This is a genomic window from Duganella alba, from assembly GCF_009674495.1.
In the GTDB taxonomy this organism is placed as follows: Bacteria; Pseudomonadota; Gammaproteobacteria; order Burkholderiales; family Burkholderiaceae_D; genus Rugamonas; species Rugamonas alba.
The window spans coordinates 195,294-221,122 of record NZ_WKJN01000006.1; the positions used below are offsets into that span (position 1 = coordinate 195,294).

Annotated in this window: 19 protein-coding genes and 1 tRNA gene; 14 read left to right on the forward strand and 6 right to left on the reverse strand. The window is 64.1% G+C overall.

Features of this window, described 5'->3' with window-relative positions:
* Positions 1–20: 20 nt before the first annotated feature.
* Complete coding sequence (locus GJ695_RS08280) at positions 21–440, forward strand: GNAT family N-acetyltransferase (protein WP_154363685.1); 420 nt, start codon at positions 21–23, stop codon at positions 438–440.
* Positions 437–967, forward strand: a complete 531-nt coding sequence (locus GJ695_RS08285; RefSeq protein WP_154363687.1) for an FMN-dependent NADH-azoreductase — start codon at positions 437–439, stop codon at positions 965–967. Before GJ695_RS08280 ends, GJ695_RS08285 begins: the two co-directional genes overlap by 4 nt.
* On the opposite strand, the gene GJ695_RS08290 is transcribed toward GJ695_RS08285, so the two are convergent.
* Positions 964–2,085, reverse strand: a complete 1,122-nt coding sequence (locus GJ695_RS08290) for a beta-ketoacyl-ACP synthase III (RefSeq protein WP_154363689.1) — start codon at positions 2,083–2,085, stop codon at positions 964–966. The two genes, GJ695_RS08285 and GJ695_RS08290, sit on opposite strands and share 4 nt — an antisense overlap.
* Positions 2,086–2,211: 126 nt before the next feature.
* Positions 2,212–3,645: a S41 family peptidase gene (locus tag GJ695_RS08295; RefSeq protein WP_154363691.1), complete on the reverse strand. Its 1,434-nt coding sequence runs from the start codon at positions 3,643–3,645 to the stop codon at positions 2,212–2,214.
* Between the two features lie 344 nt (positions 3,646–3,989).
* On the opposite strand from GJ695_RS08295, the gene GJ695_RS08300 reads away from it, so the two are divergent.
* From GJ695_RS08300 to GJ695_RS08325, 6 genes are all read left to right on the forward strand, one after another.
* Positions 3,990–4,583, forward strand: a complete 594-nt coding sequence (locus GJ695_RS08300) for a hypothetical protein (RefSeq protein ID WP_154363693.1) — start codon at positions 3,990–3,992, stop codon at positions 4,581–4,583.
* A 118-nt stretch (positions 4,584–4,701) separates the two neighbouring features.
* A complete protein-coding gene (locus tag GJ695_RS08305) occupies positions 4,702–6,930 on the forward strand; it encodes a TonB-dependent receptor plug domain-containing protein (RefSeq protein ID WP_154363695.1) in 2,229 nt (742 codons plus the stop codon).
* A gap of 57 nt (positions 6,931–6,987) precedes the next feature.
* Complete coding sequence (locus GJ695_RS08310) at positions 6,988–8,982, forward strand: M13 family metallopeptidase (protein WP_154363838.1); 1,995 nt, start codon at positions 6,988–6,990, stop codon at positions 8,980–8,982.
* A 77-nt stretch (positions 8,983–9,059) separates the two neighbouring features.
* Positions 9,060–11,081, forward strand: coding sequence for a M13 family metallopeptidase (locus tag GJ695_RS08315; RefSeq protein WP_154363697.1), 2,022 nt, complete (start codon positions 9,060–9,062; stop codon positions 11,079–11,081).
* A gap of 112 nt (positions 11,082–11,193) precedes the next feature.
* Positions 11,194–13,233 carry a M13 family metallopeptidase gene (locus GJ695_RS08320; RefSeq protein WP_154363840.1) on the forward strand — a complete coding sequence of 680 codons (2,040 nt, stop codon included), beginning with the start codon at positions 11,194–11,196 and terminating at the stop codon, positions 13,231–13,233.
* Positions 13,234–13,328: 95 nt separating this feature from the next.
* On the forward strand, positions 13,329–13,889 hold the full coding sequence (locus GJ695_RS08325) for a hypothetical protein (protein WP_154363699.1): 561 nt from the start codon (positions 13,329–13,331) through the stop codon (positions 13,887–13,889).
* 48 nt (positions 13,890–13,937) lie between these two features.
* Here the strand turns inward: GJ695_RS08325 and GJ695_RS08330 are convergent, their stop codons facing one another.
* Positions 13,938–14,486 carry a c-type cytochrome gene (locus tag GJ695_RS08330; protein WP_154363701.1) on the reverse strand — a complete coding sequence of 183 codons (549 nt, stop codon included), beginning with the start codon at positions 14,484–14,486 and terminating at the stop codon, positions 13,938–13,940.
* A 201-nt stretch (positions 14,487–14,687) separates the two neighbouring features.
* On the opposite strand from GJ695_RS08330, the gene GJ695_RS08335 reads away from it, so the two are divergent.
* Positions 14,688–14,763 (forward strand) — tRNA-Arg (locus GJ695_RS08335).
* 267 nt (positions 14,764–15,030) lie between these two features.
* Here GJ695_RS08335 and GJ695_RS08340 read toward each other — a convergent pair.
* From GJ695_RS08340 to GJ695_RS08350, 3 genes are all read right to left on the reverse strand, one after another.
* Positions 15,031–15,735, reverse strand: coding sequence for a hypothetical protein (locus GJ695_RS08340; RefSeq protein WP_154363703.1), 705 nt, complete (start codon positions 15,733–15,735; stop codon positions 15,031–15,033).
* 105 nt (positions 15,736–15,840) lie between these two features.
* Positions 15,841–16,356 (reverse strand): DUF1993 domain-containing protein, encoded by a 516-nt coding sequence (locus GJ695_RS08345; protein ID WP_154363705.1) that lies wholly within the window; start codon positions 16,354–16,356, stop codon positions 15,841–15,843.
* Positions 16,357–16,524: 168 nt separating this feature from the next.
* Positions 16,525–16,950 (reverse strand): Rrf2 family transcriptional regulator, encoded by a 426-nt coding sequence (locus GJ695_RS08350; protein ID WP_154363707.1) that lies wholly within the window; start codon positions 16,948–16,950, stop codon positions 16,525–16,527.
* A gap of 241 nt (positions 16,951–17,191) precedes the next feature.
* Here GJ695_RS08350 and GJ695_RS08355 point away from each other — a divergent pair, with 241 nt between their 5' ends.
* From GJ695_RS08355 to GJ695_RS08375, 5 genes are all read left to right on the forward strand, one after another.
* Positions 17,192–18,652 carry a glycoside hydrolase family 30 protein gene (locus GJ695_RS08355; RefSeq protein ID WP_229260294.1) on the forward strand — a complete coding sequence of 487 codons (1,461 nt, stop codon included), beginning with the start codon at positions 17,192–17,194 and terminating at the stop codon, positions 18,650–18,652.
* A 21-nt stretch (positions 18,653–18,673) separates the two neighbouring features.
* A complete protein-coding gene (locus GJ695_RS08360; protein ID WP_154363711.1) occupies positions 18,674–21,385 on the forward strand; it encodes a TonB-dependent receptor in 2,712 nt (903 codons plus the stop codon).
* 97 nt (positions 21,386–21,482) lie between these two features.
* Positions 21,483–23,642 carry an ATP-binding protein gene (locus GJ695_RS08365; protein ID WP_154363713.1) on the forward strand — a complete coding sequence of 720 codons (2,160 nt, stop codon included), beginning with the start codon at positions 21,483–21,485 and terminating at the stop codon, positions 23,640–23,642.
* 100 nt (positions 23,643–23,742) lie between these two features.
* Positions 23,743–25,152, forward strand: coding sequence for an ATP-binding protein (locus GJ695_RS08370; RefSeq protein ID WP_154363715.1), 1,410 nt, complete (start codon positions 23,743–23,745; stop codon positions 25,150–25,152).
* Entirely contained in the window at positions 25,149–25,829 is a 681-nt protein-coding gene (locus GJ695_RS08375) for a response regulator (protein WP_154363717.1), read from the forward strand. Before GJ695_RS08370 ends, GJ695_RS08375 begins: the two co-directional genes overlap by 4 nt.

Sequence of the window (25,829 nt, forward strand, 5' to 3'; positions counted from 1 at the left end):
CGTCTTTGAAAGGACATGCCATGAAAATCGTCGAAACGGAACAAGAGCTGCGCGCCTGCTATCCAGTGATGAAGGAGCTGCGGCCGCACCTGGCGTCGGAGGACGCGTTCGTGGCGCAGATACTGCGCCAGCGCGAACAGGGTTACCGCATCCTGGCGGTGTGGGAGAATGCGGAGGTGGTGGCGCTGGCCGGCTACCGGCTGCAGGAGAATACGGTGTACGGCCGCTTCCTGTACGTCGATGATCTGATCGCGGCGGAGCAGCACCGCAGCCGCCGCTGGGGCGCGCTGCTGCTGGGGCAACTGACGGTGTTTGCCGAAGAGGCGCGCTGCGCGCGGCTGGTGCTCGATACGGGATTGACCAATGTGCTGGCGCAGCGTTTCTATTTCCGCGCGGGGCTGCTGCCTGGCGCGCTGCGTTTCGGGAAGGTGCTTGCATGAAGACGATACTGCATATCAGCGCCAGTGCGCGCGGCGAGGAATCGGCCAGCTACCGCCTGTCGCGGCGGATGATCGCGCAATTACGGGAACAGCATCCGGATGCACGGGTGGTGTCGCGCGATCTGTACGCCGAGCCGGTGCCGCATATCGACAGCCTGTATGCCAGCACGCTGGCGCGGCTGCCGGGTGGCGCGCCGCATGCGCAGGGCCTGTCGTCGCTGGCGTGGTCGGATCTGCTGATCGAGGAACTGAAGGCGGCGGACGCCGTGGTGATCGCCACGCCGATGCACAACTTCACGGTGCCGTCGGTGCTGAAGGCGTGGCTGGACCATGTGGTGCGCATCGGCGTCACCTTCAACGCCACGCCGCAAGGCAAGGTCGGCACGCTGCCCGACCGGCCGGTCTACATCGCGGTCAGTTCAGGCGGCCCGCGCAGCGGCGAACGCGCGCGCCAGCCGGATTTCCTCGAACCCTATCTGCGCGCCATCCTCGCCACCATCGGCCTGACAGACCTGCACTTCGTTTAGAGGCGCTTGACCACCACGCAGCCGATCGAATAGCCGGCGCCGAAGGAGCAGATGACGCCGAGCTCGCCGGCCGCCATGTCGTCGGAATATTTGTGGAAGGCGATGATGGAGCCGGCCGACGAGGTGTTGGCGTATTCGTCCAGGATCACCGGCGCTTCGCCCGGTTCGGCGTCGCGGCCCAGCACCATGCGGCTGATCAGCAGGTTCATGTTCAGGTTGGCCTGGTGCAGCCAGAAGCGCTTCACCTGCGGCACTTCGAGCTGGGCGCCGGCGATGGTGTCCTTGATCATCTCGGCGGCCATCGGGCACACGTCCTTGAACACCTTGCGGCCCTGCTGGCGGAACAGCTTGTCGGCCTGGCCCACGCCGGCTTCGTCGAAGCGGTTGAGGAAGCCGAAGTTGTTGCGGATGTTGTTGGAGAAGCTGGTCTTCAGCTTGGTCTCCAGGATTTCCCAGCGGTGCGCGCCCTTGGCCGTGTCGGCCGCCTCGATCACCATCGCCGTGCAGGCGTCGCCGAAGATGAAGTGGCTGTCGCGGTCGCGCCAGTTCAGGTGGCCCGAGGTGATTTCCGGATTCAGCACCAGCACCGCGCGCGCCTGGCCGCTCTGCACCGCCGCCACCGCCTGCTGGATGCCGAAGGTGGCCGAGGAGCAGGCCACGTTCATGTCGAAGCCGTAGCCGTCGATGCCCAGCGCGCCTTGCACCTCGACCGCCATGGCCGGATAGCCGCGCTGCATGTTGGAGCAGGCCACCAGCACCATGTCGATATCGGCCGGCGTGCGGCCGGCGCGGTCCAGCGCCTGGCGCGCGGCGGCGACGCAGATCTCGGCCTGCAGCGACAGTTCCTCGTCGGCGCGTTCCGGGATGTAGGACACCATGCGCTGCGGATCGAGGATGCCGGCTTTTTCCATCACATAGCGGGCCTTGATGCCGGAGGCTTTCTCGATGAAGGCCACGCTGGACGGTTCCAGCGCCGTCACCGCGCCGTCCGCGATGGCGGCGGCGTTGTCGGCGTTGAACTGTTCGACATAGGCGTTGAAGCATGCGACCAGTTCTTCGTTGCTGATCGACTGTGCCGGAGTGAAGAGGCCGGTACCGCTGATGACGGCTTGTTTCATGATTAAACTTTCAAATTGAGCAATGGCAGATGCCAATAATGGAGCAAATTCTACACAATGCGTGCGCGGTCAGCGCAAATAAAAGCGGCGCCCTTGAGGCGCCGCTGGGTCTGCTACAACAGCTGCTTATTTTTTAAGCGCCGCGTTGTCCACCGAGACCACGGTGGTGCCCTGTTTGGCCAGTTGCACCGGCAGGCCCTTCAGGTGGTTCAGCGCCTGCTGCAGCTGGAAGTCGTCGTCGCTGCCGTATTCCAGCGGCTTGCGTTTCTTTTCCAGCGCCACCATGCGCAGCTGCTCTTCCAGTTCGTCGCGCTTGCTCTTGGCGCCTTCGGCCTCGCGGTCGTTGACCAGGTGCTTGTCGAGGTCGGCTTCGCGCGTGCGCAGCGCGTTGAGGCCGTCGCCGTCGGCGTTTTCATCCACCGCCACGTCCGGCGTGATGCCCTTGGCCTGGATCGAGCGGCCGTTCGGCGTGTAGTAGCGCGCCGTGGTCAGCTTGACGGCGGTGTCGGCCGTCAGCTGGCGGATGGTCTGCACCGAGCCCTTGCCGAAGGTCTGCGAGCCGATGATGTCGGCGCGCTTGTAATCCTGCAGCGCGCCGGCGACGATTTCCGAGGCCGAGGCCGATCCGGTGTTGACCAGCACCACCATCGGCACTTTCTTGAGCGCGGCCGGCAGCCTGGCCAGGGCGTCGTTCTCGCCGCGCAGCTCGTAGTATTCGGGGCGGCCGTAGAAGATCTGCTTCTGGTCCGGCAACTGGCCGTTGGTCGAGACGATCGGCGAATCCTTGGGCAGGAAGGCGGCGGCGACGCCGATCGCGCCTTGCAGCACGCCGCCCGGATCGTTGCGCAGGTCCAGCACCAGGCCCTTGATGTTCGGGTCCTGCTTGTACAGTTCGAGGATCTTGGCCGCCATGTCGTCCACGGTCGGCTCCTGGAACTGCGAAATGCGCAGCCAGGCATAGCCCGGCTCGACCAGCTTGCCCTTGACGCTCTTCTGGTGGATTTCCTCGCGCGTGATGTTGAACACCAGCGGCTCGGCCTCGCCCTTGCGCAGGATGGTCATGCTGACCTTGCTGTTCGGCTCGCCGCGCATCTTCTTGACCGAGTCGTCCAGCGACATGCCCTTGACGGGAATGTTGTCGAGACGGCTAATCAGGTCGCCCGGCTTGATGCCGGCGCGCCAGGCCGGCGAATCCTCGATCGGCGCCACGATCTTGATGTAGCCATCCTCGCTGGGGCCGATCTCGATGCCGAGGCCGACGAACTTGCCCTGCGACCCTTCGCGCAGTTCGGCGTAGGCTTTCTTGTCCAGGTAGGCGGAATGCGGGTCGAGCGAGGCGACCATGCCGGAAATGGCCTCGGTCAGCAGCTTCTTGTCCTCGACCGGCTCGACGTAGTCGGATTTGATCAGGCCGAACACGTCGGCCAGCTGGCGCAGCTCTTCCAGCGGCAGCGGCGGGTCCACCGGCTTTTGCGCCATGGCGGAAAATTGCAGAGAAATGGCGACGCCGGCCACCACGCCCAGTCCGACCAGACCGGAATTCTTTAGCTTCTTGCCCATGTTTCACCTGTCTTAGCTAGCCGCTGCGGAGATGCAGCCTGCATGAATCGAGTATAAACCTGATTCCCAGCAAACGTAGTAGCCGTCACGAAATGATTTATACCTTTACGAGGTTTTACAACGGTTGCCGTTGACTTTTAAAGCGCGCCAGCCGGGGCTTGGCGGAACGTCATGTTTACCGATTTGTGTACAGTGTATCCCTAGCGTTCACGACGGTAAGTAATTGTAAGAACTCCTGAAACCCCGAATTTCGCGGCCTACACTGGGCTCGTATTTCTCTCTACCCTGAAGTGGTTTTTTGCCAGCGCCCCAAGCGCTGGCTTTTTTTTATCTACGGAGCCTCCATGCGTCTTCCATCCCCGTCCTTCCTGCGCCGCGCCGGCGCCGCGCTGGCCCTGTCGGCCCTGTTGTCGTCCGCTTTCGCCCTGCCGGTGATGGAGATGCGCGCCGACGATTATCTGCCGATGGCGGCCGAACTGAAGAAATCGCTGAATCTGAACGCCAACCAGCAGACGCTGTGGGCGCAGACCGAAACCAGGACCCGCAACCTGCTGCGCGAGCGCAAGGCGCGCCGCGAGCGCCTGCAGGCCGCCACGCTGGCCGCCGCCCAGGGCGCCAATGTCGAGCTGCGCGACCTGGCCAAGGCGATCGACGACGAAACCAACCTCAGCACCACGGAAGAGAAGCAGCTGCGCGAATGGTGGTTGAGTGTCAATGACGCCCTGTCGGAGAGCCAGCGCCAGACCGTGGTGCAGCTGGTCAGCGAGCAATTGCAGCGCGTGCCGGACAGCGGTGGCGGCGCCCCGCGTCCGGAACGCAAGGAAGAGGGCGGCGAACATCGCGGCGGCAAGGGTGGTGGCCGTGGCGGCATGGGCGGCGGCGGCCTGGGTGTCGGCGCCGGCGGCGTCAACGTCAGCCTGCCGGGCAGCGGCGGTTAAGGGATACCCTTAGAGGTGTTGTTGCTACTGTATCGTAAAGTAAAAAGCCCGCCGCCGGCATGGCGGCCGGCTGGGCTGACGGTAGAATTCCCCGCAAGAATTCCACCCGATAACGATCATGAGCAAATTACTACCCCTCGCCTGGCTGGCCGTGCTGGGCGCGGCCGACGCCTGCGCGCAAGCGGACAGCGCAGCGGCGGATGCGGCACGGCCGGCCGTCAAGGCGGCAGACGACAAGCCAGTACAGCAGGTCACCATCAGCGGCGGCCGCGCCAGCGACATGGACGAGCGCCGCAACTCGGTGGCCGGCAAGCAGGTCTACGGGCGCGAGGAGCTGGACCGCAACGGCGACAGCAACCTCGGCGACGTATTGAAACGCCTGCCCGGCGTCACGCTGGGCGGCCGTCCGGGTCGCGGCGGCGACGTGCGCATGCGCGGCATGGGCAGCGGCTACACGCAGATCCTGGTCAACGGCGAACGGCCGCCGGCCGGCTTCTCGATGGAGTCGCTGGCGCCGGACCAGGTCGAACGCGTCGAGATCATGCGCGGCCCGGTGGCCGAGCACAGCACGCGCGCCATCGCCGGCACCATCAACATCATCCTGCGCGACGGCTACCAGCAGCGCGACAACCAGCTCAAGCTCACCGATTCGATCGAACAGGGCCGCCATTCGCCCAACCTGTCGCTGACGGTGCCGGGCAAGACCGGCAGCCTGACCTGGCTGCTGACCGGCTCGCTGTTCGAGAACCGCCAGCATGACCAGACCGAAACCGTCAACCGCGACACGCGCGCCGATGGCGTGGTGGTCAAGGACGAGCACGTCCTCGACGAGACCAGGCGCGAGACGCGCGGCCTGTTCCTGACGCCGCGCCTGTCGTACAAGTTCGATGGTGGCGACACGCTGAATTTCCAGCCCTTCCTGATGGCCAACCGCAGCGACAGCAACGGCCGCAGCGACCTGGCGCAGGGCACCGGCCTGGTGCCGCCCGGCCTGCTGCAACCGCCGGAATACAACCTGGCGCTGACCGACGGCCACACCGAGTCGACCTTCCTGCGCGGCTTCGGCAACTGGGTGCACAAGCTGCAGGGCGCAGCCAAGCTGGACGTCAAGTTCGGCTTCGGCGCCGGCCACAGCGACAACGACTCGCTGCGCTACCAGTACGACAACGCCGGCAATCTGCTGGACCGCTACACCGACACCGCCACCGTGCGCGACCGCAGCGCCAACACCGGCGGCAAGTACAGCACGCCGCTTGGCAAGCAGCATTCGCTGGCGGCCGGCTGGGACGTGGAACTGGGCCACCGCCAGGAAACCAAGGTATCGCTGGACAAGAATGGCGCGGCGCAGTTTGCCGATTCCGGCGACAACCTGACCGCCGACACGCGCCGCCTGGCGGCCTTCGTGCAGGACGAGTGGGATATCTCGGCGCAATGGTCGGGTTATGCCGGCGTGCGCTGGGAAGGCATCCGCACCACCAGCAGCGGCGGCAGCGCGGGCGAGATCAGCAACACCAGCAGCGTGCTCAGTCCGCTGTTGCACGCGGTCTACCGCATTCCCGGCCATGACAAGGACCAGCTCCGCGCCAGCCTGACCAAGAGCTACAAGGCGGCCAATATCCAGGATCTGATCGCGCTGCCGGCGCTGTCGCGGCTGAACAGCGCCACCCAGCCGGACCGCACCGGCAATCCCAACCTGAAGCCGGAGCTGGCCACCGGTCTCGATCTGGCCTACGAGCATTACCTGGGCCGCGCCGGCATCCTCAGCGCCAGCGGCTTCATCCGCAATATCGAAGACCTGATCCGGCGCGACATTTCGCTGGAAAACACGCTGACCGGACCGCGCTGGGTGTCGACGCCGCGCAACATCGGCCACGCGCAGACCAAGGGCATCGAGCTGGAAGCCAAGTTCCAGCTGCAGGAGTTGGTGGCCGACGGGCCGGCCATCGATTTCCGCAGCAACTACAGCCATTTCTGGTCCAGCGTGGAGGACATTCCGGGCCCGAACAACCGCCTCGACGCGCAGCCGAAACAGACCGCCAACGTCGGCCTGGACTACCGCATGAAGGACGCGCCGCTGACCCTCGGCGGCAGCCTCAACTGGACGCCGGAAACGCTGATCCAGAGCAGCGTGTCGCAGCTGGTTTACACTAGCCGCAAGCGCTCGTTCGACGCCTATGGTTTGTGGAAGTTCGACGCCCGCAACCAGCTGCGCGTTTCCGCCAACAATCTCATGGCAGAGGACGCCATCGGCGCCAACACCGTGAGCACCAACGGCCTGACACAATTGGCCAACACGACCAACCAGACCTATGTGGTCTGGAGCGTCAAATATGAAATGAAGTTCTAACCATAAGGACACGCTGTGAACAAACGATTGCTGCTGACCACTCTGACCCTGAGCCTGATGACCGCCTTCGGCGCCGCCACCGCCGCCGACACCCTGTCCTCCGGCATCGACATCCCGAACATGGACACCAGCGTGCGTCCGCAGGACGATTTCTTCACCTATCTGAACGGCAGCTGGCTGAAGACCACCGAGATCCCGGCCGACAAATCGAGCTGGGGCACCTTCGCCAAGATGCGCGACGACACGCTGCCGCAGCTGCGCGGCCTGATCGAAAAAGCCGAAGCCGACAAGACCCGCAAGAACGGCAGCGAGGCGCAGAAGATCGCCGACCTGTACGCCAGCTACATGGATGAAGCCAAGCTCAACGAACTGGGCATCCGTCCGCTGGCCGGCGAACTGAACCACATCCGCGCGCTGAAGGACAAGAAGGGCCTGCCGATCCTGATCGCCCACCTGGCGCAGATCGGCGTCACCACGCCCTACGGCGTCAGCGTGCGCCAGGATGCGCGCGAGTCGACCAAGTACGCGGTGTACGTCAGCCAGAGCGGCCTGGGCCTGCCGGACCGCGACTACTACCTGAAAAAAGACGACGCCAAGATGGTCAACGCCCTGGCCAAGTACGAGCTGTTCGTCACCAAGCTGCTGACGCTGTCGGGCGACCGCAACCCGGGCGCCAACGCCAAGAAAATCATTGCGCTGGAAACCGCGCTGGCCGAAGTGCAGTGGACCAAGGTCGAGAACCGCGACCCGGTCAAGCGCTACAACAAGATGCCGCTCAAGCAGCTGGCCGAACTGGCGCCGGGCTACGACTGGGGCCACGCGCTGGCCGCCGCCGGCGTCGCCAACAAGATCGACTCGGTGATCGTCAGCCAGCCAAGCTTCCTGACCGGCTTTGGCGCGGTGCTGGAGAAGACCGACCTGGCCACCTGGAAAGCCTATTTCGAATGGCAACTGCTGCGCGAAACCGCGCCGTTCCTGTCGAAGGATTTCGCCGACGCGCATTTCGATTTCTACAGCACCGTGCTGACCGGCGTGGCGGTCAAGCCGCCGCGCTGGAAAACCGGCGTCAGCCTGGTGGAAGGCAGCCTGGGCGAAGCGCTGGGCAAGCTGTACGTGGCCGACTACTTCCCGCCCGAGCGCAAGGCGCGCATGGACGAGCTGGTGAAGAACGTGCTGGCCTCGTACAAGACCTCGATCGACAATCTGGACTGGATGAGCCCGGCCACCAAGCTGGAAGCGCAGGCCAAGCTGGCCAAGTTCACGCCGAAGATCGGCTACCCGACCAAGTGGCGCGACTACTCGACGCTGGTGATCCTCAAGAACGACCTGGTGGGCAATGTGCTGCGCACCTCGAATTATCGCCACCAGCGCATGCTGGCCAAGCTGGGCAAGCCGATCGACCGCGAGGAATGGGGCATGACGCCGCAGACCATCAACGCCTACTACAACTCGACCATGAACGAGATCGTGTTCCCGGCCGCGATCCTGCAACCGCCGTTCTTTGACGCCAAGGCCGACGACGCGGTCAACTACGGCGCCATCGGCGCGGTGATCGGCCACGAGATCAGCCACGGCTTCGACGACGGCGGCAGCCAGTCCGACGGCGACGGCAACCTGCGCGACTGGTGGACCAAGGAAGACCGCGCCAACTTCAAGGCCAAGGCCGACGCGCTGGTCAAGCAGTACGACGGCTACAGCCCGCTGCCGGGCTACCACGTCAACGGCGCGCTGACGCTGGGCGAGAACATCGCCGACAACAGCGGCATGGCGATCGCCTACAAGGCCTACCAGCTGTCGCTGGGCGGCAAGCCGGCGCCGGTGATCGACGGCTTCACCGGCGAGCAGCGCTTCTTCATGGGCTTCGGCCAGATCTGGCGCGTGAAGATGCGCGAAGACCAGCAGATCCTGCAGATCAAGACCGATCCGCATTCGCCGGGCCAGTACCGCACCAACGGCCCGGTGGTCAACCAGCCGGGCTTCTACGACGCCTTTGGCGTGAAACCGGGCGACAAGCTGTATGTTGCGCCGGAACAGCGCATCATCATCTGGTAAGCGTTTATTCATAGCAAAAAAGCCACCCCGGGTGGCTTTTTTGTTATTGTTTCAAGACTTTCGGGAGAGCCACTACAATGAAATCACATCTGCTCAGCGCCTTGATGCTGGCGCTGCTGGCCTCGGCCGGCGTACAGGCGCAACAAAAAACCTCCGGCGTCGACATCGCCGACATCGATCCGGCCGTGCGGCCGCAGGACAACTTCTTCCTCAACCTGAACGGCAAATGGCTGGCCAAGACCGAGATCCCGGCCGACAAGTCGAGCTGGGGTTCGTTCGAGAAGCTGGACGACGACACCAAGCCGCAGCTGCGCGCCATCATTGAAGGCGCGGCGGCCAACCAGGCCGGCGGCCCGGAAGCGCAGCGCATCGGCGATTTCTTCGCCAGCTACATGGACGAGGCCAGGCTGGAAGCAGTGCGCCTGGCGCCGCTGAAGGCCGACTTCGACCGCGTGGCCGCGCTCAGCGACAAGAAGCAGATCCCGGCGCTGATCGCCCACTTCAACCGCTACGGCTACACCGCGCCCTACGGCTTCTCCATCCACCAGGACAACAAGGATTCGACCAAGTACGTGGCCGACCTGATGCAGGACGGCCTGAGCTTGCCGGACCGAGACTACTACCTGAAAAAATCGGACAAGAAACTGGCCGAGACGCTGGCCAAGTACCAGCAGCACGTGGCGAAGATGCTGACCCTGGCCGGCAACGCCAACGGCGCGGCCGACGCCAAGGCCATCGTGGCGCTGGAAACCGAGATCGCCAGGCTGCAATGGACCAAGGTGCAGCTGCGCGATCCGGTCAAGGCCTACAACAAGGTGCCGCTGAACCAGCTGTCCAGGCTGGCGCCAGGCTATGACTGGACCACCTGGCTGAACGATACCGGCATCGGCAGCAAGGTCGACTACGTGATCGTCAGCCAGCCGAGCTTCATCACCGGCTTCAACAAGCTGCTGAACAAGACGCCGCTGTCGACCTGGAAGGTCTACTTCCAGTGGCAGGTGCTGCACGCCAACGCGCCATATCTGGCCAAGGATTTCGCGCTGGAGAACTTCGCCTTCTACGGCAAGGTGTTGAGCGGCATCGACGAGCAGCAGCCGCGCTGGAAACGCGGCGTCAACGCCACCGACGGCGCGCTGGGCGAGGCGCTGGGCAAGCTGTACGTGGAGCAGCACTTCCCGGCCGAGCGCAAGGCGCGCATGGAAGCGCTGGTGAAGAACCTGCTGGCGGCGTTCAAGGAAAGCATCAACACGCTGGACTGGATGAGTCCGGAAACCAAGCTGCAGGCGCAGGCCAAGCTGGCCAAGTTCACCACCAAGATCGGCTATCCGAACAAGTGGCGCGACTACTCGAAGCTGACGGTGGCCAAGGACGACCTGGTCGGCAACGTGCTGCGCTCGCACGCCTTCGATTACCAGAAGGAAGTCGACAAGCTGGGCAAGCCGATCGACCGCGACGAGTGGGGCATGACGCCGCAGACGGTGAACGCCTACTACAATCCAGAACTCAACGAGATCGTGTTCCCGGCCGTGATCCTGCAGCCGCCGTTCTTTGACGCGGACGCCGATGATGCGGTGAACTACGGCGCCATCGGCGCGGTGATCGGCCACGAGATCAGCCACGGCTTCGACGACCAGGGCGCGCAGTACGACGGCGACGGCAACCTGCGCGACTGGTGGACCAAGGCCGACCACAAGAACTTCGCGGCCAAGACGCAGATGCTGGTCAAGCAGTACAACGCCTACAGTCCGGTCAAGGGTTACTTCGTCAACGGCGAGCTGACCTTGGGCGAGAACATCGCCGACAACAGCGGCGCGGCGATCGCCTACAAGGCCTATCTGATTTCGCTGCAGGGCAAGCCGGCGCCGGTGATCGATGGCCTGAGCGGCGAGCAGCGCTTCTACATGGGCTTTGGCCAGGTATGGCGCAGCAAGATCCGCGACGCCCAGCAAATCGTTTATCTCAAATCCGATCCGCACTCGCCGGATCAGTTCCGTGCCAACGGCACGGTGCGTAACCAGCCGGGCTTCTACGAAGCCTTTGGCGTCAAGCCGGGGGACAAGATGTACCTGGCGCCGAAAGACCGCGTCATCATGTGGTGATGTGATATAAAAGCAGGGTATCAAGCAGCACTGGGCCCATGTGAGCAATGGGCCATCACTTATTAATATAGCAGAAGGAAAACTCGTGAAACGTCATCTCGTAAGTGCATTGATGCTGAGCCTGATCGCAGGCCTGGCAGGCGCCGCGGACACTGCCAAAAGCACCGCTCCGGCCAACGCCAAAGTAGCAAGCAAGACCGCCGCCTCCGGCATCGCCACCGAATACATCGACCCTGCGGTGCGCGTGCAGGACGACCTGTTCACCCACATGAACGGCAAGTGGCTGGCGACGACCGAAATCCCGGCCGACAAATCGAGCTGGGGCAGCTTCGCCAAACTGCGCGATGACATCCAGCCGCAGCTGCGCGCCATCATCGAAGGCGCGGCCGCCAACAAGGCCGGCGGTCCGGAAGCGCAACGCATCGGCGACTTCTACGCCAGCTTCATGGACGAAGCCAGGCTGGAACAACTGGGCCTGACGCCGCTGAACGCGGAACTGGCCAAAATTGCCGCGCTGAACGACAAGAAACAACTGCCGCAACTGATCTCGCACTTCAACCAGATCGGCGTGACCGCGCCCTACGGCTACGGCATCCACCAGGACAACAAGGATTCGACCAAGTACGTGGTCGACATCGGCCAGGACGGCCTGGGCCTGCCGGACCGCGATTACTACCTGAAAGCGGACGACAAGAAACTGGCCGACACGCTGGCCAAGTACGAACTGCACATCGGCAAAATGCTGACGCTGGCGGGTGACGCCCACGGCGCGGAAACCGCCCACGCCATCGTGGCGTTCGAAACCGAACTGGCCAAGCTGCAATGGACCAAGGTCGAACTGCGCGATCCGATCAAGGCCTACAACAAGGTCGACATCGCCAAGCTGAATGAAGTGGCGCCAGGCTACGACTGGAACGCCTACCTGAGCGACGCCGGCGTGGCCGGCAAGGTCAACTACGTGATCGTCGGCCAGCCAAGCTACCTGAAAGGCATGACCGCGCTGCTGGCCAGCACGCCGCTGGACACGCTGAAAGCCTACTTCCAGTGGCATCTGGTGCGCGCCAACGCGCCGTACCTGAGCAAGGCCTTCGTCGATGAGAACTTCGCCTTCTACGGCACGGTGCTGAGCGGCGTGACCGAACAGCGTCCACGCTGGAAACGCGGCGTTGGCGTGACCGAAGGCGCGCTGGGCGAAGCGGTCGGCAAGCTGTACGTGGCGGAACAGTTCCCGGCCGAGCGCAAGGCGCGCATGGAAGCGCTGGTGAAAAACCTGCTGGCCACCTACAAGACCAGCATCGACAAGCTGGACTGGATGACCCCGGCCACCAAGAAGCAGGCGCAAGCCAAGCTGGCCAAGTTCACCTACAAGATCGGCTACCCGAACAAATGGCGCGACTACTCGGCGCTGACCATCAGCAAGGATGACCTGATCGGCAACGTGATGCGTTCGCGCCAGTTCGACTACAACAAGGAACTGAACAAGCTGGGCAAACCGATCGACCGCGACGAGTGGGGCATGACGCCGCAAACCGTCAACGCCTATTACAACCCGGAGATGAACGAAATCGTGTTCCCGGCAGCGATCCTGCAGGCGCCGTTCTTCAACGCCGACGCGGATGACGCGGTCAACTACGGCGCCATCGGCGGCGTGATCGGCCACGAAATCAGCCACGGCTTCGACGACCAGGGCGCCCAGTACGACGGCGACGGCAATCTGCGCGACTGGTGGACCGCCGCCGACCACAAGGCGTTCGCGGCCAAGACCAAGATGCTGGTCGAGCAGTACAACGAGTTCAGCCCGCTGCCTGGCTACCACGTCAACGGCGAACTGACGCTGGGCGAGAACATCGCCGACAACAGCGGCGTGGCGATCGCCTACAAGGCCTACAAGCTGTCGCTGCACGGCAAGAAGGCCCCGGTGATCGACGGCCTGACCGGCGACCAGCGCTTCTACATGGGATTCGCCCAGGTATGGCGCCTGAAGATGCGTGAAGCGGCGCAGATCCAGCAGATCAAGACCGATCCGCACTCGCCAGGCCAGTTCCGCGCCAACGGCCCGATGCGCAACCAGCCGGGCTTCTACGACGCCTTCGGCGTCAAGCCGGGCGACAAGATGTACCTGGCGCCAAAAGACCGCGTGATCATGTGGTAATGCGGTGATATCGCAGTAAAAGCAAAGGCCGCAGCGATGCGGCCTTTTTTCATCCAGTTATACTAGCGGTTTGTCCATTCAAGAAGCCAGCCATCATGCGTTTGCGTTACGTCGCATCTTCCCTTGCCCTGCCGCTGCTGTTGAGCGCCTGCGGCGATTCCTATACGCCTGTCGATGTGTACATGGCCAAGACGCCGGAGTGCAAGGAATGGCAGGAGGGATCGCGCTTCGAGCTGCCACGCGGCATCAGCGTGTCGACCACGCCGCCCGTGACGCTGCCCGATGGCGGCGCCGAGTTCACCTTCGTCTACCTGGTGCCGCGCGGCGAGCGCGCGCTGTTCCAGACCCGCGACTACAACGTCACCCAGCCGAAAGGCGCGCTGATCGCCACCGGCAAGCTGGTGACGTTCTACCAGCGCACCACCAACTCGCCGGCGGAAATCGTCGAGTCGATTCCGAAAGTGCCGGACATGCTGATCGCCGGCGCCACCGGCGCGGAAACCATCTGGCGCGTGCGCCTGCGCGTGACGGAAAAGCTGCCGGAGCGCTTCGACCTGACGCCGCCGGCGTTCGAGATCGCGCTGCACAAATATCCGATGCGCACCTTCACCTACCGCTATTTCGCCGACCGCAAAGCCTACGGTCTGTGCCGCTAACAAAAAACCGGCCGCAAGGGCCGGTTTTTTGTTGGAGGCAAGCGCAGCTTACTTCGGCGGCTCGGACGCGGCTGGCGCGGCGGCGGCGGCCGGGACTTCCGGTTCCTTGAACTTGGCGCCGCCATTGTTGGCCATGTAGACCACCGCGCGCGCCACTTCCACATCGTCGAGGTCCGGATTGCCGCCCTTGGCCGGCATTGCGCGCAGGCCTTCGATAGCGTGCTTGAGGACGGTGTCGTAACCCTGGGCGATACGCGCGCTCCAGGCGCCGGCGTCGCCGAACTTCGGTGCGCCGGCGGCGCCGGTGCCGTGGCAGGCCACGCAGGTCACGTTGTAGACCGCTTCGCCGGTTTGCAGCACTTTCGGGCCGCTGGCGTCTTTCAGCGTGTAGCCTTCGTTGGCCACGGGCGCGATGCGCGCCGCCACTTCTTCAGGCGCCTGGCTGTTGGAGCCGGCGCCGGTCAGCTTGGTGGTGGTGACATATTGAACCAGCAGGATGATGCCGAGAATAGTGACTGCGAAGAAGCCGACGACGGCCACTACGAGCTGCTTGGGAGTGCGGATAAGAGATTCTTGTTCGTTGTGTGCGTCGCTCATGATTTCCTTAAGAGACTAAATTCAAGCCGGGTGGCGCGAAGAGTTGATCAGCAGCTGCCTTGTAAAACCTTCACCAAACGGGTGATTATAGACACAAGAATGCCGCGAAGGAAACGCAAACATGTCTAAAACGACACTGGCCCATGGACGGCTCCCGATAAAAACGGTATCCTACGGCACGCGTTAGCGCATCCTCCTGTCGCGGCTGTAGCTCAGTGGATAGAGTATTGGCCTCCGAAGCCAAGGGTCGTGGGTTCGATCCCCGCCAGCCGCACCATCAATTCCCCGTAGAATCAATCACTTAGACTGTGCGATAGCAGGCGTTATCGCGCCGAAAAGCGCAGGATTCCACACGGTCGCCATGCACGAAACTGTGCCGAATTCAGCCGTTGTATTGTGCCACCGCAGCATTCATGGTTTTGGCCGCTGCGGATGGAACACAACCGGAAAGCCCGATTTGGCTGTTTTTGACGTCCTTTTTGCTCAGAAATTTCCTGCAGCTTTTTGATGTGCGTCAAAAATGCCTGTAATTGTTTTTCAGCTTTTAGCGATACTTGTGCGCAAAGGATGGCGCGATGTCGGCGTGCAGCACGTGCTCGCGGAATTCATAGATCAGGGGATGGAAGATATCGCCGAGTAATTCCGTCCAGCGGATGGGGTAGGCGGAAACGGTGCCGTCGGTAAAACTGACGCCCAGCTGATCCTGCGGATGACGGGCCGGATGGCGTTTCAGGTCTTCATATTTGCTGTCGAGCAGGGCGTGGGTACGTGTGATCCAGGCTTCTGTCAGCGGCGTGTGTTTCCGGAAGATGAAGGCGCACAGGCCGATCAGGTCCTGGTAGTTCGCGCGCAGCACTTGTTCCAGTTCGCCGCCTACCGCCGCCACGCCGTGCGGGCCCACTTCCGTATAACCGAGGCACCACTTGTCGCTGTTCTGCAGCGCTTCAAAGAATGGCGTCCAGTTCTTGGTGGTGAACTTGATGTCGGTATAACCGCCGCCAAAGTGATGCATCATGTAGACGCGCAGATAGTCCGCCTTGTGCGTGTCGCTCAGGTACTGGAAGGCCGGGTGGAATGGCGCTTCCGGTACTTCCCATTCCGGATAATGGCTGTTGGTCAGATAGACGAACGGGCAGTGGACGTTGTTGAAGATGGTGAACAGGGACGAAATGCGGTCGCCGGACATGGCGTTATTGCCAGCCCAGACGCAAAACACGATGTTGGAGGAAAGGCAGTCTGATTTGATCATGAACGATATGTGAAAATGTTTTACGTGTAGTCAAAGCATATCAGTGTTCAGATGCACTTTCGTAAAAATTCGCGTTGCGCCGGGCGTGGCTTGGGTCCGGCGGTTTTATTGCGGTCCGTAGGGCCCGAGGAAATCAAGCTTGCCGACCTTGACGCCCTGGTTGCGCAGGATGTTGTAGGCGGTGACGACGTGGAAGAAAAAGTTCGGCAGCGCCACGGTCAGCAAATAACTTTCGCCGGTGAACGGTACGTCCGCTGAAGGCCAGCTCAGTGCAACGGCGCGCTCGCCGCCGGCATCGAGCTGGGCGGTGTCGACGCTTTCCAGATACGCGATGGTGTTGGCGATGCGCTGCTGCAGTTGCGCGAAGGTGGTTTCGTCGTCCGCGAAGCGCGGGCCTTCGCCGCCGCTGATGCGCTGTGCGGCAAACTTCGAACTGTCGCTGGCGCGCTGGACCTGCGACGACAAGGGCAGCATGTCGGGCGCCAGACGCGCGCCGAGCATCGCCGCCGGCGCGATGCCGTGCTGGAGGGCATGCGCCTCACCCTTCTGCAGCAGCGTGGACAATATCTTCAGCGCGCGGACAAACACGGGAACGCTGAGGGTGGACATCTTCGTGGACATGGTGATTCCTTTCATGAGGTTGGGAAATGACGAGGCGCTGCGGTTGCCAGGCCGAATACCTGTTGCAGCAACTGCCGCGGGGAGGTGTGGCCGGCGAAGTGTCGCGCCAAGAGAAACAGCGCCAGCACCACGCCCGCTTGTCCCGGGCCCCGATGCCGCAGTGGCATGTCAGGCGGCCAGTTGTAGGCTGGCGGCGAAGTCCGCCAGCGTGTTCTGTGCCAGGCTGTGTTCGAAGTCGCATTGCACCCGTTGCAGCAGCTGCTCCATGCCGCCCTTGATGGTGCGGCTGACCTGGCAGTTTTCCTGCGTCGGATAGGCGTGCACAGCGAACGCCGCCGGCGCCTGGCTGGCGCGGTAGACATCGAGCAGGGTGATCTGCGCCGGATCGCGGGCCAGCGTGCAGGCGCCGCTCTTGCCGCGCGTGGTCGCCACCAGCCCGGCCTTGGCCAGCTTGGACACCACCCGCCGCACGAAGCTGGCATCGGCGTTGACGCTGCCGGCCAGTTCGGCGGAACGCACCGGCGTGCCGTGGTGGGTGGCCAGCGCCGCCATCACATGGGCCGCGACGGAAAATTGAACGTTAATCTGGGTCATATTGTGATCCTAAACGGCACAATTTGATTTGTCAAACGCGGGCGCGGTTGCCCGGATCTCCCGTATCCGGCGCCAGCGCAGCGACGCGTGCACATTCAGCCACAGTGCATGTGTACGCGTTGACATCAAAGATCGGCCGGTGCTATAGTTTTTTCAACGAGTGGAAACGATTCCACTTATTTCATAAATAAACAAACGGAGACAGGCGGACCATGATCCGCCTGCGCGAGGAGACATGCTCATGACTGCAAGCCCTGCTTTGCCGGGCGATGGACAACTGCGCCCATCGTCTTTGAAATCCCTCTCAAAACTGCTGCTGTTGTGCGCTTTCGGCGCAGCGGTGTACCCCTCGGCGCAGGCGCAAACCGTGCAGGCCTGGGTCACCACCGGCGACCAGACGCAACTGCTGGCGCGCAACGCCGACACCAGCTTCCACGCCGGCGCCAAGGCCGCCACCATCATCGAAGTCGATCCGCGCCAGCGCTTCCAGGAGATAACCGGCTTCGGCGCCGCCATTACCGACGCCTCGGCCTGGCTGATCCAGAACAAGCTCGACCCGCAGCAGCGCAGCGCGCTGTTGAACGAGCTGTTCGGCAAGGCGCCGGGCCTCGGCTTCAGCTTCACGCGCCTGACCATCGGCGCCTCGGATTTCTCGCGCCAGCACTACAGCTTCGACGACATGCCGCCCGGCCAGAGCGATCCGCAGCTGCAGCACTTCTCCATCGACGCCAACCGCGCCGACGTGCTGCCGGTGACCAAGGCCGCGCTGGCCATCAATCCGAAGCTGCGCGTGATGGCCTCGCCATGGAGCGCGCCGGGCTGGATGAAATCCACCGACAGCCTGATCCAGGGCACGTTGAAAACGGAAGCCTACGCGCCGTTCGCCCACTACCTGTCGCGCTACATCGGCGCCTATGAAAAGGAAGGCGTGCCGATCTTTGCGCTGACCCTGCAGAACGAACCGCACTTCGAGCCCAAGGATTATCCCGGCATGCGCGTCAATCCGGCCCAGCGCGCGGCTTTCATCGGCGGCCATCTCGGCCCGCTGCTGGCGCAGGAGCATCCGCACACCAAAATCCTCGACTGGGACCACAACTGGGATGAGCCGTGGTCGCCGGCCGAGGCGCTGAAAGATCCGATCGCCAACAAGTACGTGAGCGGCGTGGCCTGGCATTGCTACGGCGGCGACGTGCGCGTGCAGTCCGCGCTGCACGACCACTGGCCGGACAAGGAAACCTATTTCACCGAATGCTCGGGCGGCAAGTGGGCGCCGGTGTGGTCGGACAATCTGCAGCACTTCGCCCGCACGCTGGTGATCGGCGCCACGCGCGGCTGGGCTAAGGGTGTGCTGCTGTGGAACCTGGCGCTGGACGAGAACGACGGCCCGCACCTGGGCGGCTGCAAGGATTGCCGCGGCGTGGTCACCATCGACAGCCGCGACGGCAAGATCACCCGCAACGAAGAGTACTACGCGCTGGCCCAGGCCAGCCGCTTCGTGCGCCAGGGTGCGCGCCGCATCGCCTCCACCAGCGGCTACGACCAGCTCGACACGGTAGCCTTCCGCAATGCCGACGATGGCTCGCTGGCGCTGCTGGTGGTGAATTCGGCCAGGGAGCCGCGCCGCTTCGCGGTACGCGTCGGCCAGCGCAGTTTCGATTACGTTTTGCCGGCTGCCAGCGTGGCCACCTTCACCTGGAAATAAAACTATAAACGGAGATGAGAAATGAAAACCAAGAAGAAACCAATCGCCGCCGCCTGCGCCGCGCTGGCGTTTGCCGCCAGTCCCGCCACCGCGCAACAGCAGGCCGCCGCACCGCAAGCAGATAAAGCCGATGACGCGCCGGTGCAGGAAGTGGTGGTCACCGGTATCCGTCGCAGCATCGAAACTTCGATGGCCATCAAGCGCGACGCCGACGCCATCGTCGAAGCCGTCACCGCCGAGGACATCGGCAAGCTGCCGGACGTGTCGATCGCCGAATCGATCGCCCGCCTGGCCGGTCTGACCGCGCAGCGCGTCGAAGGCCGCGCCCAGGTGATCTCGATCCGCGGCCTGGCGCCGGACTTTTCCACCACGCTGCTCAACGGCCGCGAGCAAGTCTCCACCAGCAACAACCGCGGCGCGGAATACGACCAGTATCCGTCCGAGCTGATCAACGGCGTCACGGTCTACAAGACGCCGGATGCGGCGCTGGTGTCGGGCGGCCTGTCCGGTACGGTGGACTTGCAGACCGTGCGTCCGCTCGACATCCGCCAGCGCACCTTTGTGTTCAATGCGCGCGGCGAACACAACTCCAACGGCAAGCTCAACTCCAATACTTCGGCCAACGGCAACCGTTTGAGCGCGTCGTATGTGGACCAGTTCCTCAACAACACGCTGGGCATCGCGGTCGGCTACGCGCACCTGGATTCGCCGGGCCAGCAGCAGGAATACAAATCGTGGTGGTGGGGCACGAATAAAAACCTGCCGGCCGACATGCAGAACGTGGTCACGCTGAACGGCGCCGAGGTCACCGCCTCGTCGCGCGAGCAGAAGCGCGACGGCCTGATGGCGGTGGTCGAATACCGTCCGTCGAAGGAATTCCGCACCACGCTGGACATGTACTACTCCGAGTTCAAGCAGAACACCACCATGCGCGGCCTGATGTGGAATTCGAACCAGGACAATCCGATCCGCTACCTGAATCCGCAGGTCGAGGACATCGGCGGCACCCGCCTGCTGGTCGGCGGCGCGCTGACCAACCTGGAACCGATCGTGCGTAACGACTACAACCAGCGCAAGGACCAGCTGGGCGCGCTGGGCTGGAACAACACCTTCAAGAAGGACGGCTGGACGCTGGTCGGCGACCTGTCGTACTCGAACGCCAAGCGGCGCGAGGAAGTGCTGGAAACCTATGCCGGTCTCGGCCGCGCCGGCTCGGGCGTCACCGACAACAACTTCCAGTTCAAGATTCCGACCGGCAGCGGCCTGCCGACCTTCACGCCGAGCATCAACTTTGCCGATCCGAACATCATCAAGCTGACCGACGTCGGCGGCTGGGGCAAGGATGCGGACATGCACCACCCGGTGGTCGAAGATACGCTGAGCTCGGCCAAGTTCTCGGCCAAGAAGGAGCTGGCCGGCATCTTCCGCAGCCTCGAAGGCGGTCTCAACTACAGCAAGCGCGAGAAGACCCACGCCGACACCAATAACTACTGGTTCCTGAAAAACGGCCGCGCGCCGGCCACGGTGTCGTCGGACCTGCTGCAACCGTCGACCTCGCTGTCCTTCGCCGGCATTCCGTCGGTGATGAGCTATGACGTGCTGGGCGTGCTGAACAAGTACTACGACAAGCAGCCGGCCCGTCCGGACGACCAGGCCTTGCAGGACTGGGGCGTGACCGAGAAGATCGCCACCGCCTACGCCAAGCTGGGCATCGACGCCGACCTCGGCCCGATTCCCGTGCGCGGCAACCTCGGCCTGCAAGCGGTCAACGTCGACCAGCAATCGCGCGGCGCCACCGTCAATTCCGGCGTGCTGGGCACCATCACCGGCGGCAAGCGCTACACCGACTGGCTGCCGAGTCTGAATCTGAATTTCGACCTCGACAAATACCTGACCACCACCAACCTGCGCTTTGGCGCGGCCAAGACCGTGGCGCGGCCGCAGATGTCGGACATGCGCGCCGGCGTTTCCGGCGGCGTCGACCAGAGCACCCGCATGTGGAACGGCAGCGGCGGCAATCCGGAGCTGGAGCCATGGCGCGCCAACTCGTATGACCTGTCGCTGGAGAAGTACCTTGGCAAGCGCAGCTACATCGCCGGCGCGCTGTGGTACAAGAAGCTGCAAAGCTATATCTACAACCAGCAGACCGCGTTCAGCTTCGCCGGCTTCCCGAATCCGGGCGCGGTGATCCCGATCCAGGATATCGGCACGCTGAACCGCCCAGCCAACGGCGCCGGCGGCCTGGTCAAGGGTGTCGAGCTGTCCGGCGCGCTCGATGCCGGCCTGTTGTGGGCGCCGCTGGACGGCTTCGGCGTCACCGGCAGCATGTCCGGCACCGAAAGCTCGATCCATCCTAATGGTCCGGGCACCAAGGAGAAACTGCCGGGCCTGTCCGGCGTGGTGTCCAACTTCACCGTGTACTACGAGAAGGACGGCTATTCGGCGCGCGCCAGCCGCCGCTACCGTTCGGCGTATCGCGGCGAGGTCACCGGCCTGTTCGCGCAGCGCGCCTTCAGCGAGATCCTGGCCGAGCGCCAGATCGACCTGCAGCTGGGCTACGCGATCGAGGAGGGCACCTACAAGGGCCTGTCGTTCCTGTTCCAGGTGAATAACCTGAACAACTCGCCGTACCAGACGCGCCAGGGTGATCCGTTCTCCGGCGGTTCCTACGCGCCGGAGCGCTACACCACGTACGGCCGCCAGTTGTTGTTGGGTCTGAACTACAGGCTGTAAGTACGCTAGCGAACATAGGCGGCAGCCGTGCTGCCTGTGTCGGGCGGGGGATGATAGAATTCCAGCTTCTCCCCTCTCGAAAAAGCGACTTCGCCCGATGCAAGCGACCGATTCCGTCACGCTGGACAATTGTGCGGATGAGCCTATTCACATCCCGGGCAGTATCCAGCCGCACGGGGCATTGCTGGCGTTCGACCTGGCCGGCGCCTTGCTGGCCTGGAGCGACAACGCGCCGCAATTGCTGGGCCTGGCGCCGGCGCTGAACATGCCGCTGGCCGAGTTGCCGTTGCCGCCGGAAGTGCACGACGTCGCTGCCGAATGCCGCGACAGCATCGAAGACGGCGAAGCGCCGGCCAGCGCGTTGGAAGTCGCCATCGGCGGCTTGCAGTTCGACTGCATCGTCCATGCTTACCAGTCGCGCCTGATCATCGAATTCGAATTGCGCGATACGCCAAGCGACGCCGTCGCCGCCTTCGCGCTGAAGGCGCACGCCGCCATCGACCGTCTGAAGCGGCAGAAATCCATCGATGCGCTGTTGCAGCTGGCCACCGAACAGGTGCGCGCCATCACCGGCTTCGATCGCGTGATGGGCTACCGCTTCCACCAGGACGACAGCGGCGACGTCACCGCCGAGTCGCGCCGCGACGACCTGGAACCGTACCTGGGCCGCCGTTATCCGGCCAGCGACATTCCGGCGCAGGCGCGCCGGCTGTACATCATCAACACCTTGCGGCTGATCGCCGACGTCGGCTACACGCCGGCGCCGCTGCGCGGCCGCGCCGGCGATGCGCCGCTGGACCTGAGCCACAGCGTGCTGCGCAGCGTCTCGCCGATCCACATCGAATATTTGCAGAACATGGGCGTGGGCGCGTCGATGAGCGTGTCCATCGTCGTCAACGGCCGCCTGTGGGGCCTGCTGGCCTGTCACCACATGGCGCCGTTACAGGTGCCGTATTCGATCCGCATGGCGGCCGACGTGATGGCGCAGGTGATCGCCTCGCTGGTGCAGTCGATCGAAGCGCGCGAGCGCACCAAGCTGGTCGAGCAGTCGGCCGAGGTGCGTACCCGCGTCATGGAAACCCTGCTGCACCACGACGAACCGGCGCGCGCGCTGCTGCAACATGCGCCGGCGCTGTGCGAGTCGTTGCAGGTGGAAGCGCTGGTGGTCACGCAGTACGGCAAGATCATGGTGCATGGCGACATCGACGCCGCGCTGGCCGCGCGCATGGTGGCGTCGCTGCCCGAGGGGGGCAATGACCTGGTCGAACGCATCGCCGTCACCGACTGGCCGCAGGAGATTCAGGAAGCGCTGGCGCCGTGGGCCGGCCTGCTGGCGCTGCGATTCGATCCCGCCACCTCGGGTTGGCTGCTGGGCCTGCGCCGCGAACAGATCCACACCATCCGCTGGGCCGGCCGTCCGGAAAAAGTGGTGGTTGCCGGTCCGCTGGGCCCGCGCCTGACGCCGCGCGGCTCCTTTGACGAGTGGCGCGAGATGGTGCGCGGTCGCGCCGTGCCGTGGGACGCGACCGAAAAGCTGGCCGCCACGCAGCTGCTGGGCGAGATGCACCGCGCCAGCGTCGCCAAGCACATCGAGACCGACCGCGCCCGCGCGCAGCTGCTGGCGATGTTGGGCCACGACCTGCGCGGCCCGCTGCATTCGATCAATATGGCGGCCACCGTGTTGCAGCACGGCGGCGCCGCCAGCACCATGAGCACCCGCATCCAGGCATCGAGCACGCGCATGGAACGCCTGATCAGCCAGGTGCTGGACATGAGCCGCATCAATGGCGGCCTGAGCCTGGGCCTGACGCGCAGCGAAGTCGACCTGGTGGTGCTGTTGCAGGACTTGCTGGACGAGGCGCGCCTGTCGCACGCCGACCTACGCATCGAAACCAGCCTGCCGCCGACGTTGCTGGCGCAGGTCGATGGCGACCGCATGGTGCAGGTGGTGAGCAACCTGGTCAGCAACGCCCGCCACCACGGCACGCATGGCGAGCCGATCCACGTGCTGCTGTCCGACCAGGGCGACCAGGTGCTGCTGGAAGTGCGCAACGTGGCGCCGGAAATTCCGGCCGAGCTGGTGCCGATGCTGTACAGCCCGCTCAAGCATGCGTCGGTCGGCAATGTGCGCAATCGCGGCGGCCTCGGCCTCGGCTTGCATATCGCCCAGGAGATCGTCCAGCAGCATGGTGGCGAGATCGCCTACCGTTACGAATCGCCACAAGTTGTCTTCGCTGTAACGTTGCCGCGCGCCTGAAGCTATACACTTCCACAACAATGTGGAGTTTCTGTGAAGAATTACGGCAGTTTCAAAGCGGACGCTTGAAGCCGGTCCGGCATCGTGGCTAAATGGCCTGATGGTCAAGATCGGTATTACTGCCCGGCTGTTTCTTTCACTGCTGATCGTCAGCATGCTGACGGCGGTCGGTGTCGGCCTCGGCACGCGCTGGAGTTTCAAGCGCGGCTTCCAGGGTTATCTGAATGAAGTCGAAGCGCGCCGCATGGAGGCGATGGCGTTCGAGTTCTCACGCGCCTACCAGGAGCACGGCAACTGGGACTTCATCCGCAACAATCGCGAGGCCTGGGAGCGCTACACCGGCGCCATCGGCCGCGAACGCGCCACCTCGCCGCGCCCCGGCGGCGACTCCATCTATTACGCTGTCCCGGACAAAGCGCCACGCCGCCTCGGCCTGTACGACCAGCAGGGCAATCACCTGGCCGGCAACCTGCAAACCGGCGACGACCTACGCTACCAGCCGGTGCTGGTGGATGGAAAAATGGTCGGCACCCTGGCCGGCGCGCCGCTGCGCGGCTTGCAGGAAGAAGCCGAACTGACCTTCCAGGCGCAGCAGCAGCGCGACAGCCTGTTCATCGGCCTCGGCACGCTGGTGCTGGCCGCGCTGGCGGCGATGCTGCTGGCGCGCAGCTTCGTGGCGCCGACGCGGCGCCTGATCGCCGCCGCCTCCAAGGTCGCCGCCGGCGACTACGGCGTGCGCGTGCCGCACGCGCAGCGCGACGAGCTCGGCACGCTGGCGCGCAACTTCAACATCATGGTCGCCACGCTGGAAAGCAACGAGGCGCTGCGCCGCCACTTCATGGCCGACATTTCGCACGAATTGCGCACGCCGCTGTCGGTATTGCAGGCCCAGCTGGAGGCGATGGAAGACGGCATCGAACCGATCGACGCCAGCAGCCTGAAGGCGCTGATGGACGAGGTGACCACGCTGAGCCGGCTGGTGGACGACATGCGCCAGATCACGCTGTCCGAAGTGGGCGCCTTCGATTACCGCCGCGAGCCGCTCGACCTGGCGGCGCTGCTGCACAGCGAAATCCAGAAATGGAGCGAACCGCTGGCGCAGGCCGGCATGGAAATCGTCCTCGACAGTCCTGCCGCGATGCCGGTGCAGGGCGACACCGTGCGCCTGCGTCAGTTGCTGCGCAACCTGTTCAACAACACGCTGCGCCACGCGGAAGGCGCGACCCAGTTGAGCATCAGCCTGCACGTGATGCGCAGCCAGGCCGTGCTGATCCTGGCCGACAACGGCCCCGGCGTCAGCGACGCCGGCCTGCCGATGCTGTTCGAGCGCTTCTGGCGCGGCGACCGCGCGCGCAGCCGCACCACCGGCGGCAGCGGCCTCGGGCTGGCGATCTGCCGCAGCATCGTCGAGGCGCACAGCGGCAGCATCAGCGCCATGCACACCCATACCGCCATGCCGCGCGGCCTGACCATCCGCATCACGCTGCCCTTGTCGGGAGAAGCCGCATGAACGCGCCACATGTGCTGGTGGTGGAAGACGAACAACGCCTGGCGCGGCTGCTGGTCAGCTATCTGCAGGCGGCCGGTTACCGCGCCAGCGCGCAGCACGACGGCCTGTCGGTGCAGGCCACGGTGGCGGCCGGCGATGTCGACCTGATCCTGCTGGACTGGATGCTGCCCGGCATGGACGGCCTGAGCCTGTGCCGCGCGCTGCGCGCCAACAGCGACATTCCCATCATCATGATGACGGCGCGCGCCCAGGAAGAAGACCGTCTCGACGGCCTGGACAGCGGCGCCGACGATTACATCTGCAAGCCTTTCAGCCCGCGCGAAGTGGTGGCCAGGGTGCGCGCGGTGCTGCGCCGCCGCCCGGCCGGCACGCCGACGCCCGGCTTGCAGATCGACGACCAGGGCATGCGCGCCTTTGTCCACGGCACGGAACTGGCGCTGACGCCGGTGGAATTCCGCCTGCTGAAACGTTTGCGCGACGCACCCGGCAAGGCCTTGTCACGCGATGACTTGCGCACCTGGGTGTATGAGGACCGGCGCATCGTGCATGACCGCACGATCGATACGCATGTGAAGAACCTGCGCCGGAAACTGGAAGAAGCTGGCCTGGCCGAAGCGATTTCGGCCGTTTACGGGGTCGGCTATCGGTGGGAAGCACGCAGCGCGCAGCAACCCTGA

What these genes read in the sequence shown, in the direction of transcription:
- GJ695_RS08280 (WP_154363685.1), top strand. Translation starts at nt 21, where the DNA reads ATGAAAATCGTCGAAACGGAACAAGAGCTGCGCGCCTGCTATCCAGTG.
- GJ695_RS08285 (WP_154363687.1), top strand. Translation starts at nt 437, where the DNA reads ATGAAGACGATACTGCATATCAGCGCCAGTGCGCGCGGCGAGGAATCG.
- GJ695_RS08290 (WP_154363689.1), bottom strand. Translation starts at nt 2,085, where the DNA reads ATGAAACAAGCCGTCATCAGCGGTACCGGCCTCTTCACTCCGGCACAG.
- GJ695_RS08295 (WP_154363691.1), bottom strand. Translation starts at nt 3,645, where the DNA reads ATGGGCAAGAAGCTAAAGAATTCCGGTCTGGTCGGACTGGGCGTGGTG.
- GJ695_RS08300 (WP_154363693.1), top strand. Translation starts at nt 3,990, where the DNA reads ATGCGTCTTCCATCCCCGTCCTTCCTGCGCCGCGCCGGCGCCGCGCTG.
- GJ695_RS08305 (WP_154363695.1), top strand. Translation starts at nt 4,702, where the DNA reads ATGAGCAAATTACTACCCCTCGCCTGGCTGGCCGTGCTGGGCGCGGCC.
- GJ695_RS08310 (WP_154363838.1), top strand. Translation starts at nt 6,988, where the DNA reads ATGACCGCCTTCGGCGCCGCCACCGCCGCCGACACCCTGTCCTCCGGC.
- GJ695_RS08315 (WP_154363697.1), top strand. Translation starts at nt 9,060, where the DNA reads ATGAAATCACATCTGCTCAGCGCCTTGATGCTGGCGCTGCTGGCCTCG.
- GJ695_RS08320 (WP_154363840.1), top strand. Translation starts at nt 11,194, where the DNA reads ATGCTGAGCCTGATCGCAGGCCTGGCAGGCGCCGCGGACACTGCCAAA.
- GJ695_RS08325 (WP_154363699.1), top strand. Translation starts at nt 13,329, where the DNA reads ATGCGTTTGCGTTACGTCGCATCTTCCCTTGCCCTGCCGCTGCTGTTG.
- GJ695_RS08330 (WP_154363701.1), bottom strand. Translation starts at nt 14,486, where the DNA reads ATGAGCGACGCACACAACGAACAAGAATCTCTTATCCGCACTCCCAAG.
- GJ695_RS08340 (WP_154363703.1), bottom strand. Translation starts at nt 15,735, where the DNA reads ATGATCAAATCAGACTGCCTTTCCTCCAACATCGTGTTTTGCGTCTGG.
- GJ695_RS08345 (WP_154363705.1), bottom strand. Translation starts at nt 16,356, where the DNA reads ATGTCCACGAAGATGTCCACCCTCAGCGTTCCCGTGTTTGTCCGCGCG.
- GJ695_RS08350 (WP_154363707.1), bottom strand. Translation starts at nt 16,950, where the DNA reads ATGACCCAGATTAACGTTCAATTTTCCGTCGCGGCCCATGTGATGGCG.
- GJ695_RS08355 (WP_229260294.1), top strand. Translation starts at nt 17,192, where the DNA reads ATGACTGCAAGCCCTGCTTTGCCGGGCGATGGACAACTGCGCCCATCG.
- GJ695_RS08360 (WP_154363711.1), top strand. Translation starts at nt 18,674, where the DNA reads ATGAAAACCAAGAAGAAACCAATCGCCGCCGCCTGCGCCGCGCTGGCG.
- GJ695_RS08365 (WP_154363713.1), top strand. Translation starts at nt 21,483, where the DNA reads ATGCAAGCGACCGATTCCGTCACGCTGGACAATTGTGCGGATGAGCCT.
- GJ695_RS08370 (WP_154363715.1), top strand. Translation starts at nt 23,743, where the DNA reads ATGGTCAAGATCGGTATTACTGCCCGGCTGTTTCTTTCACTGCTGATC.
- GJ695_RS08375 (WP_154363717.1), top strand. Translation starts at nt 25,149, where the DNA reads ATGAACGCGCCACATGTGCTGGTGGTGGAAGACGAACAACGCCTGGCG.